This window comes from Blastocatellia bacterium (genome assembly GCA_025054955.1).
GTDB lineage: Bacteria > Acidobacteriota > Blastocatellia > HR10 > J050 > JANWZE01.
On record JANWZE010000010.1, the window covers coordinates 1 to 9,011 of the forward strand.

Consider the following 9,011-nt stretch of genomic DNA (forward strand, 5'->3'; position numbering starts at 1 on the left):
TGTGGCTACGCCGGACGTATACGCATCGCTTCGTCGCCGGTTGACAACCCAAACTGCTCTGGCTAAGATTGCCGATTGCTGTGCGGCTATTCTTCGCACCTATCAGCCTTGGCTCAGCAACGCAGGCGAATGTGACTGGAAGGAAGCAGGCGCCAATGACCTTGAGCCGGTTGTTGTCACCGCCTATCCGGAGGTGAGCCGAATGTTGCAGCGCATGCGAACAGTGGGGGCAACGTTGGTGCGGATGTCGGGCAGTGGGGCAGCGGCCTTTGCGGTCTTTGACAGTGAGAGGATGCTCAGCAGCGGAGAAGCTCAGTTGCGCCAAACGCCTTGGCGCGTCATTCGCGCGCGAGCCGTCGGACGCGATGAGTATTGGGCTTCCTGGATCATCACCGAATGAACCAGCCGGCATCGCGCTGCGCTGTTGACTGCTGTGCTCCTGCCACAGCCGTTCGAGCCGAGGGCACGTGCGCAGGATTTTGAGGGTGTGCATGCTGGGGAGTGGTGTAAGTGGCAACACATAAGACTTTGGATCTTAGTATCCAGGTTCGAGTCCTGGCTCCCCAGCCAACTCAGCTTGCTCTGGGCAGGCACCTAGCCGCCGCGTCTCGACGTAAGCCTCGACTGAGGTGGTACCATGACCGTGAAGCAATTGAAAATTTTTTCCGGTAACTCCAACCGGCCACTGGCGGAAAAGATCGCTCAATGTCTTGGTCTGTCGCTTGGTGAGCAACAGCTCGGCCGGTTTAGTGATGGGGAAATCTGCTATCAAATTTTGGAGAATGTGCGTGGCGCTGATGTGTTCGTCATCCAGTCCACGTCGCCGCCCGTCAACGAGAATTTAATGGAGCTGCTTGTCATGATTGATGCGTTCAAGCGCGCTTCAGCGCGACGCATCACGGCGGTGATCCCATACTATGGTTATGCGCGGCAAGATCGAAAGGATAAACCACGTGTGCCGATTACCGCCAAATTGGTCACTGACCTGCTGCAAACAGCCGGCACACATCGGGTGTTAACCATGGACTTACATGCCGGCCAAATTCAAGGATTTTTCAATATTCCTGTGGATCACCTCTTTGCCGCGCCCGTTTTGGTCCAGCATTTTCGCGATCAGGACCTGACCAACACAATTGTGGTTGCGCCCGACCCGGGCGGCGTCGAGCGCGCACGGGCCTATGCCAAACGATTGAATCTGGATTTGGCCATCATTGACAAGCGACGGGAGAAAGCCAACGAGGCCATGGTCATGAATGTGGTCGGCGATGTCAATGGGCGGCATGCGCTCATTGTGGATGATATGATTGATACGGCGGGCACGCTGACCAAAGTGGCCGAAGCGTTGGTGGCCAAAGGCGCCCGAAGCGTTCGGGCTTGTTGCACGCACGGTTTGTTGTCAGGCCCGGCGTTGCAGCGCATTGCCGATTCGCCGATTCAAGAAGTGGTCGTGACCGACACGGTGGCTACAGAAGCCTGGGCCGGCCACGGCAAAATCAAATATCTGTCGGTGGCTCCTTTGTTGAGCGAGGCCATTCGATCTATTCATGAGGAAACATCGGTGAGCCGATTATTCATTTAAGTTGTAACCAAAGGGCAGCGAGGCGCCGTCGGGATACGCTCTCGCGCCTGGGAGGAGACGGATGATCTCTGATATTACGCTTGACGCAGAAGTGCGAGAACGATTAGGCAAGGGCGGTGCTCGTCAATTGAGGCAACGCGGAAAAATTCCTGTGACACTGTATGGTGGTGGTGACCAAGAGCCGTTGTCGTTGGCCGTCAGTGAACGGGCGTTGCGTAGCATCTTTCGTAGCTCGTCTGGTCGCAATACCATTTTTAATCTGAAGACCAACGACCACGTCACCCCTGTCATTATCAAAGATTGGCAAGTGGACCCACTGAAAGGCTCGTTGCTGCACGCCGACCTCCTGCGGATTGATATGAATAAGCCGACGCGTGTGCGGGTTCCCATCGTGCTTGATGGCGAAGCCATCGGTGTGAAGATTCACGGCGGCTTGCTCGATTTCATGACTCATGAGGTTGAAGTGGAGTGCTTGCCCGGTGATATTCCTGATCGGATTCATGTCAACGTATCGCACCTGGACGTGGGTGACCACATATTTGTCAGGGACCTGGCGGTTGGTGATCGGGTGCGCATTCTTGAAGAGATGGATCGCGTGATCGTGGGCATACTGGCCTCACGGCGCGAGGAAGCGGCAGCCGTCACAACCCCGGTCGCTCCAGCCGAACCCGAAGTGATTAAGAAAGGCAAGACGGCTGAGGAAGAAAGCGCTAATCCATGAGGAGACGAGCCGGCAGGCAACGGACACAAGACGGAGCGTCGTGATGAGCCCGAGCCAAGACGTTGGCAGTCTGACGTCGCCGGCGATGTGGTTGGTTGTCGGGCTTGGCAATCCGGGCACACAATACCGACGTACCCGTCACAATCTTGGATTTATGGTCATTGATCGGTTAGCTGAACAGTTGCGTATTGAGCTGAACCAGTTGGTCTGCCATGCATGGGTCGGGCTGACGCAGAGTGACGAATCTCAGGTCGTGTTGGCCAAGCCACGAACGTATATGAATCGAAGTGGTGTATCGGCCCAATGCTTGCTCCGGCGCTACCAGTTACCCGCAAGCCAGATGTTGGTTATTGTGGATGATCTGGCGTTGCCGCTAGGCAAGCTCCGACTGCGCAGACGCGGCAGCGCAGGGGGACATAACGGGTTGAAGTCCATCATTGAATCACTGGGCTCGCAAGAATTTCCCCGCCTGCGTCTAGGCATCCTCCCAGAGCAAGCCAAGATTGAGGATTATGCTGATTTCGTGTTATCTGATTTTACCGCTGACGAACAGACGGCGGTCGAATCCATGATCGAACGGTCGGTGACCACGGTGTTAACGGTGGTGCGCGAAGGACTGGACAAGGCGATAGCGAGATGTCACTGAATGAACCAGACAGACTCGTTCGATCACGACTCCTTGCTCGGTGCAATCCCGGGCTATTATCCGAAAGGAGGAACAACATACCTTGAGAACCTACGAACTACTCTACATCATCTCCCCAACTGTTAGTGACCAGGACGTGGAAAAAGTGGTGGAGCAAGTTACAGGACACGTAACGAGCTTGGGCGCGCGGCTGGTCAAAGTCGAGAATCTAGGACGTCGGCCATTGGCTTACGAGATTCAACATCATCGCGAAGGTACCTATGTGGTGACTGAGTTTGAAAGTCAGGGCCAAGAAATCCCTGAGCTGGAACGCCGCTTACGTGTGATGGACACAGTGCTGCGGTATTTGACTGTGTGCCTCGATGCGAGCCGCCGTCGTGTGGCGCGCATGAAGCGCAAACGGAGCAACCGGAAGGCGGCTCGGACACAAGCAGCGGCACTCAGCAAAACAGCATTGACGGAAGAGGTTTTTGAAGATATTGCCTCAACCACTGAATCGGAAGAGGAGGAGTCATGAGCAACAAGAAAACAACAGCTAAAGCGACTACTCGCCCGACAATGAACGGACAAGCCGGCGCCGAGCGGACTACCGTGATGGCTGCGCAACGCGTCCGCCGCCGCCGAGAGTGCCGTTTCTGCCGTGACCAGATTGACTTTATTGATTACAAGGATACGAATTTGCTCATGCCCTTTATACCCGAACGAAACAAAATCATACCGCGTCGGTTGTCCGGCGTATGCCAACCACACCAACGCATGCTGGCCCGGGCTATCAAACGCGCCCGCAACATGGCGCTTCTGCCGATTTCCAGCTAACGAGGAGGCACACGTATGGCATCAGTGCAAGTATTATTGAGGGAAGATGTTGAGCATCTGGGACGACGTGGCGAGATTGTGCGGGTCAAAGCCGGTTACGCGCGCAATTTTTTGTTACCTCGCGGGCTGGCGATGATCGCTACGCCGGGCAATATGAAGGCGATTGAGCAAGAACGGGCACTGTTAGCTCGACGGGAGGCGAAAGAACGAATTGCCGCTCAATCGCTCGCCGAGAAGCTGGCCGGCATTTCATTGGAGTTTGAACGTAAAGCCAGCGAGCAAGGCGTGTTCTACGGCTCCGTCACCGCGCACGATGTTGCGCAGGCGCTCGCTGAACGCGGATTTGAAGTGGAGCGGCGCCACATTCGTCTGGACGCGCTGATCAAGCAGCCGGGGCATTATACCGTCTCTGTCAAACTCTACCGCGATGTTCATGTTCAACTCCCATTAACGGTCAAAGCTGAAGGCGCTGTGGATGAATCCGAGCCTGCCGCGATGGACTCGGCTACTACGGAGGAAGCTCCGCCAGCAGAAACCGCCACGGACACATAACCAGTCACGCGAAACTCGAACTGGCCTCATAAAGAGAAGACATGAGCTGGCGTATCGGGCACGCCTTTATGCGCGTTCCAAAAGACCGACGCTATTATGAGACCGCTCCTAATCAATCTGGCTCATGTTCTGTATTGACACGGGAGTCAATGCGACTTGCCCGTGTCAATATACTTTGAGGGATGAGTCTATAGCAGCGTTAGCCGCGCACGCGCTGCACGCCATTGGGCAGCTTTTGTGTAAAGAGCTCGTCCGGCAGTGAAACGTTCAGTTGAATGTTGGAGAGTTGAACCAGCGTGACATCGTGATTAGCTTCAACGAGCCGCTGTTGTGTAGGCACACACAGGGTTGTGTCAACCCACAAATCAATCTGGCGATAGAGTCCTTTGCGGGGCGTATGTGGAACAAGCCGCAGATGCGTAGCACGGCGGCCATGAACGAGCTCATCACCGATCGTGGTGATCTGATAATCTTTGGTTACCTGCGAGGGCTCGTTGAGAAACAGTGACAGAAGGCCTGCGCCGGTTTGGTTGGCGCTGATCGCTTTCTGCACATGGCCTTCAATGACCTGCTTGATGCTCGGCTGGAAGAACATAAACTGGTTGTCCTTGACCGTAATGATACGAGGGGTTGGCTTGTTGATTTCCAATCGCACCAGAATGTCTCGCTGGTTCTTGCGTTTGATATACAATGCCCCATGTTCGACCGGGTCAGACAACCCCAATTGACCATAGGTTTTCTGTTGATTCATCGCCGCACGCATCGTCTTCATCCCTTGAAAGGCGCGTGCCATTTTTTCCATGATTGGAGCAATGACGACTTGCGTGCCTGAGGCTGACGGTCCGGGCCAAGCAACGAGCACCACCACAACGGCGGCGGAGATAAGAAGCTCTTTCTTTAGTCTCACGCGCATCTCCCTTTATGCTTCTTTAGTAAGCCCATAATCATGCGGAAAACGCATACCTTTGTCAAGAGCGTTCTAAACGGCTCGCTCCATTGTTTGCGGATGGAGAAGAGGTTTCCTGTCTGCGGTGTAATCAGTCTCAACTTCAAAAACCTTTTGGGGCTCATCTTGACAACATATATATGAGTCGGTACACTAACGCCTTTTTGATTAACATGATCTTCCCTGATTAGGGATACGCAAAACGTGCAATGGGCACTACCCTGATACAGGTGGTGCTCTGATCCGAGTTATTGTGGCGCTCGTGATGATAAGCAGGTGTGAGCCGCGTGGTAAGCGCCACAGAGAACGGAGGCGAGAGGGACGCCAGGTCGCACGTCGAAGTAGCTGAAGACGCTTCGCAATCTCCCTCACACAATATTGAGATGAATGGTCTTCGGATGTGGCGTCCACATCCATGAGGGACGCACAGCGAAGGATTGTTGACGAGATGAGCGCCGACCGGAGCAATGGCCGCTCGCGGACCTCTGGGGCCGTCGGCAAATGATGAGCGCGGCACGGCGCATGAGGGATGCATGGTCATCAGGAACTAGTTATGCCAACGATTCATCAACTGATTCGCAAAGGACGCCAGAAGGTCAGCATTAAGACGAAGAGTCCTGCCCTGCAGGCCTGTCCTCAACGCCGTGGCGTCTGTGTGCAGGTCAAGACGATGACGCCGAAGAAGCCGAATTCGGCACTTCGGAAGATTGCCCGTGTGCGCTTGACCAACGGTATCGAGGTCACGGCCTACATTCCAGGGATTGGTCACAATTTGCAAGAACACTCCATCGTGTTGATTCGCGGCGGTCGCGTCAAGGATTTACCGGGCGTGCGGTATCACATCATTCGCGGCACGTTGGACGCCTCAGGGGTGGGTGACCGTAAGCAGGGCCGCTCCAAATATGGAGCAAAGCGGCCGCGCGGTGGTCCTGCCGGTAAGTAGACCCCGCGTCGAAATTATGATCCTGGCTAAAGGATGTGCTTATGCCGAGAAAACGAGTCATTGAAAAACGACCTATCGCGCCGGATGTGATTTACAACAGCCCGCTGGTCACCAAGTTTATCAATTGCATGATGTGGGATGGGAAGAAGAGCGTGGCTGAACGGATTTTTTACGAGGCGATGGAGCGAATCAAGAAGCGGACGAAAGAAGACCCGTTGAAAGTCTTCAAGCAAGCTGTGGAAAATACTAAACCCAAGCTCGAAGTGCGATCTCGGCGTGTCGGTGGGGCGACCTATCAGGTGCCGGTTGATGTCAATCCCTATCGGCAGACTTCATTGGCGATTCGTTGGTTGATCACCTTTGCGCGCTCGCGTGGAGAGAAGATGATGGCTGAAAAGCTGGCCGCCGAGCTGCTGGACGCCAGTCAGGGACGCGGCAACGCCATCAAGAAGCGCGATGATGTGCATCGCATGGCGGAAGCTAATCGCGCCTTCAGCCATTATCGTTGGTAATACGGTTTGCACGTTATGAGAGACACGCCGCTGGATAAAATTCGGAACATCGGCATTGCCGCTCACATTGACGCCGGTAAGACGACCTCGACTGAGCGGATTCTTTACTACACGGGGCGGACCTACCGGTTGGGCAGTGTGGATGAAGGCACGGCGACGATGGACTGGATGGTGCAGGAGCAGGAGCGAGGCATTACCATTACATCAGCGGCAACCACCTGTTTCTGGCGGCTTGGCGGATTGAGTGACGGTGATCAATACCGCATCAATATCATTGACACGCCGGGGCACGTTGACTTTACGATCGAAGTCGAGCGCAGCTTGCGGGTGTTGGATGGAGTGATTGCGATCTTCGATGCGGTGGGCGGCGTTGAGCCGCAATCGGAGACGGTGTGGCGCCAGGCGGACAAGTATCGCGTCCCGCGCATCGCTTTCGTCAACAAGATGGATCGCGTCGGCGCTGACTTCTTGCGAGTGATCGAGCAGATTCGCAAGCGACTGGGAGCCAATCCCGTTGCTGTCCAGCTTCCGATTGTCGAGCAGGATGAATTTTTGGGGGTGATTGATCTGATCCGGATGCAATCCATTATCTGGTTAGAGGAGACATTAGGCGCCAAATTCGAGATCGGCCCCGTTCCACCTGCGATGCAAGAGGCCGCTGCGACAGCGAGAGAGCAGTTGGTCAGCGCGGCTGCTGAGTTTGATGACGCGCTGGCCGATACCTATCTGTCGGGCGGGCAGGTTGACGAGGCGTCGTTACGAAAGGCGCTGCGCGAAGCGTGTCTGCGGCTGAAGCTGGTTCCAGTTTTGTGTGGCGCTTCCTTCCGCAATAAAGGGATTCAGCCGTTGCTGGATGCGGTCATTTATTATTTGCCTTCGCCCCTTGATATTCCTTCCGTCACTGGCATTGATCCCCGAACGAATGAGGTGGTCTCCCGAAAAACTGGCGATGATGAACCGTTCTCGGCGCTCGTGTTCAAGATCATGTCTGACCGGCACCTGGGGCAGTTGGCCTTTACACGCATCTATTCAGGTCGAATTGAAGCGGGCGGACAAACCTACAACGCCACACGCGACAAGAAGGAGCGTATTGGGCGCCTCATGAAGATGCATGCGAATAAGCGAGAAGATATTGAGGAAGCGTATGCCGGAGAAATTGTCGCGATTGCTGGTCTGAAGCATAGTACGACCGGCGATACGCTCTGCGACGCGCAGGCGCCGATTGTGTTGGAGGCGATTGAATTTCCTAATCCGGTGATTGCCGTGCGTATTGAGCCGCGCACGCGTCAGGATCAAGACCGGCTCGCCGTGGCGCTGGAGACGTTGGCTAAAGAAGACCCGTCGTTCAAGGTGACGTCGGATCAGGAAACGGGGCAGATGCTCATTGCTGGTATGGGCGAATTGCATTTAGAAATCATCGTGGATCGTCTCCAGCGCGAATTCAATGTGGCGGCTAATGTAGGCCGTCCGCAGGTTGCTTACCGTGAAACTATCAAGCGAGCGGCCAAGGGCGAGGGCAAGTTTATTCGTCAAACGGGCGGCCGCGGCCAGTACGGGCATGTGATGATTGAAATTGAACCGTTGCCGCCGGGTTCAGGATTTGAATTCGTTGACGATATCTTCGGCGGCGCCATTCCTAAAGAATATATCAAGCCCGTTGCCGAAGGGATTCAAGAGGCGATGGAGCGTGGTGTATTGGCTGGTTATGAAATGGTTGACATTCGGGCGCGGCTTTATGATGGCAGCTATCACGAGGTGGATTCGAGTGAGTTAGCCTTCAAGATAGCCGGCTCGATGGCCTTCCAAGATGCTGTGAGGAACGCTGAACCGGTGCTCTTGGAGCCGATCATGAAGGTGGAGATTGTCACGCCAGAGGAATACCTGGGAGCCATCACGGGCGACATTACGGCGCGACGTGGTCGGATTGAGCATGTGGAGGCGATGCCTGGCACGCAGATCGTGACGGCGATGGTGCCGTTGTCGGAGATGTTTGGTTACGCGACCGATCTGCGCTCACTCACACAAGGTCGAGCGACGTATACGATGCACTTCTGGCGTTACGAAGAAGCGCCAAAATCTGTGTCCGAGGCCATTGTAGCCAAGGTCACGGGGCTGGTGAGAACCTGAATACTACAATTTTCTTAAGGAGAACGACTATGGCCAAAGAGAAGTTTGAGCGAGACAAGCCGCATGTGAACGTAGGGACGATTGGGCATATAGATCATGGGAAGACGACGTTGACGGCGGCGATCACGAAGGTATTAGGGAAGAAGAATCCGAAGGTGGTGTTTCGGAG

General features: G+C 55.0%; 12 protein-coding genes and 1 tRNA gene. 12 read left to right on the forward strand and 1 reads right to left on the reverse strand.

Annotated elements, in window-relative coordinates; genetic code table 11:
• The 8 genes from NZ823_00915 to rplI all read left to right on the forward strand — a co-directional run.
• A partial coding sequence (locus tag NZ823_00915) for a hypothetical protein (protein ID MCS6803688.1) occupies positions 1 to 400 on the forward strand: 400 nt, incomplete at its 5' end.
• A gap of 95 nt (positions 401 to 495) precedes the next feature.
• Positions 496 to 570, forward strand: a tRNA-Gln gene (locus NZ823_00920).
• Positions 571 to 643: 73 nt separating this feature from the next.
• Complete coding sequence (locus tag NZ823_00925) at positions 644 to 1,579, forward strand: ribose-phosphate pyrophosphokinase (protein MCS6803689.1); 936 nt, start codon at positions 644 to 646, stop codon at positions 1,577 to 1,579.
• A gap of 61 nt (positions 1,580 to 1,640) precedes the next feature.
• Entirely contained in the window at positions 1,641 to 2,300 is a 660-nt protein-coding gene (locus NZ823_00930; GenBank protein MCS6803690.1) for a 50S ribosomal protein L25, read from the forward strand.
• A gap of 43 nt (positions 2,301 to 2,343) precedes the next feature.
• Positions 2,344 to 2,946, forward strand: coding sequence for an aminoacyl-tRNA hydrolase (pth, locus tag NZ823_00935; protein MCS6803691.1), 603 nt, complete (start codon positions 2,344 to 2,346; stop codon positions 2,944 to 2,946).
• 82 nt (positions 2,947 to 3,028) lie between these two features.
• Positions 3,029 to 3,463, forward strand: a complete 435-nt coding sequence (gene rpsF, locus NZ823_00940) for a 30S ribosomal protein S6 (protein ID MCS6803692.1) — start codon at positions 3,029 to 3,031, stop codon at positions 3,461 to 3,463.
• Positions 3,460 to 3,762, forward strand: a complete 303-nt coding sequence (rpsR, locus tag NZ823_00945) for a 30S ribosomal protein S18 (GenBank protein ID MCS6803693.1) — start codon at positions 3,460 to 3,462, stop codon at positions 3,760 to 3,762. Before rpsF ends, rpsR begins: the two co-directional genes overlap by 4 nt.
• Positions 3,763 to 3,777: 15 nt before the next feature.
• Positions 3,778 to 4,314, forward strand: coding sequence for a 50S ribosomal protein L9 (gene rplI / locus NZ823_00950; protein ID MCS6803694.1), 537 nt, complete (start codon positions 3,778 to 3,780; stop codon positions 4,312 to 4,314).
• Between the two features lie 199 nt (positions 4,315 to 4,513).
• Here the strand turns inward: rplI and NZ823_00955 are convergent, their stop codons facing one another.
• Entirely contained in the window at positions 4,514 to 5,221 is a 708-nt protein-coding gene (locus NZ823_00955; GenBank protein MCS6803695.1) for an outer membrane lipoprotein carrier protein LolA, read from the reverse strand.
• A gap of 592 nt (positions 5,222 to 5,813) precedes the next feature.
• Here NZ823_00955 and rpsL point away from each other — a divergent pair.
• The 4 genes from rpsL to NZ823_00975 all read left to right on the forward strand — a co-directional run.
• Positions 5,814 to 6,203 (forward strand): 30S ribosomal protein S12, encoded by a 390-nt coding sequence (gene rpsL, locus NZ823_00960; GenBank protein MCS6803696.1) that lies wholly within the window; start codon positions 5,814 to 5,816, stop codon positions 6,201 to 6,203.
• Positions 6,204 to 6,244: 41 nt separating this feature from the next.
• Positions 6,245 to 6,715 (forward strand): 30S ribosomal protein S7, encoded by a 471-nt coding sequence (gene rpsG / locus NZ823_00965; protein MCS6803697.1) that lies wholly within the window; start codon positions 6,245 to 6,247, stop codon positions 6,713 to 6,715.
• Between the two features lie 15 nt (positions 6,716 to 6,730).
• The gene (gene fusA, locus NZ823_00970) at positions 6,731 to 8,842 is read left to right on the forward strand and encodes an elongation factor G (GenBank protein ID MCS6803698.1); all 2,112 of its coding nucleotides are present in this window, start codon (positions 6,731 to 6,733) and stop codon (positions 8,840 to 8,842) included.
• A 29-nt stretch (positions 8,843 to 8,871) separates the two neighbouring features.
• Positions 8,872 to 9,011 (forward strand): GTP-binding protein (locus tag NZ823_00975; protein MCS6803699.1); only part of this gene is annotated, 140 nt, incomplete at its 3' end.

Coding starts and splice junctions, on each gene's coding strand:
- NZ823_00930 (MCS6803690.1), top strand. CDS start 1,641: ATGATCTCTGATATTACGCTTGACGCAGAAGTGCGAGAACGATTAGGC.
- pth (MCS6803691.1), top strand. CDS start 2,344: ATGAGCCCGAGCCAAGACGTTGGCAGTCTGACGTCGCCGGCGATGTGG.
- rpsR (MCS6803693.1), top strand. CDS start 3,460: ATGAGCAACAAGAAAACAACAGCTAAAGCGACTACTCGCCCGACAATG.
- rplI (MCS6803694.1), top strand. CDS start 3,778: ATGGCATCAGTGCAAGTATTATTGAGGGAAGATGTTGAGCATCTGGGA.
- rpsL (MCS6803696.1), top strand. CDS start 5,814: ATGCCAACGATTCATCAACTGATTCGCAAAGGACGCCAGAAGGTCAGC.
- rpsG (MCS6803697.1), top strand. CDS start 6,245: ATGCCGAGAAAACGAGTCATTGAAAAACGACCTATCGCGCCGGATGTG.
- fusA (MCS6803698.1), top strand. CDS start 6,731: ATGAGAGACACGCCGCTGGATAAAATTCGGAACATCGGCATTGCCGCT.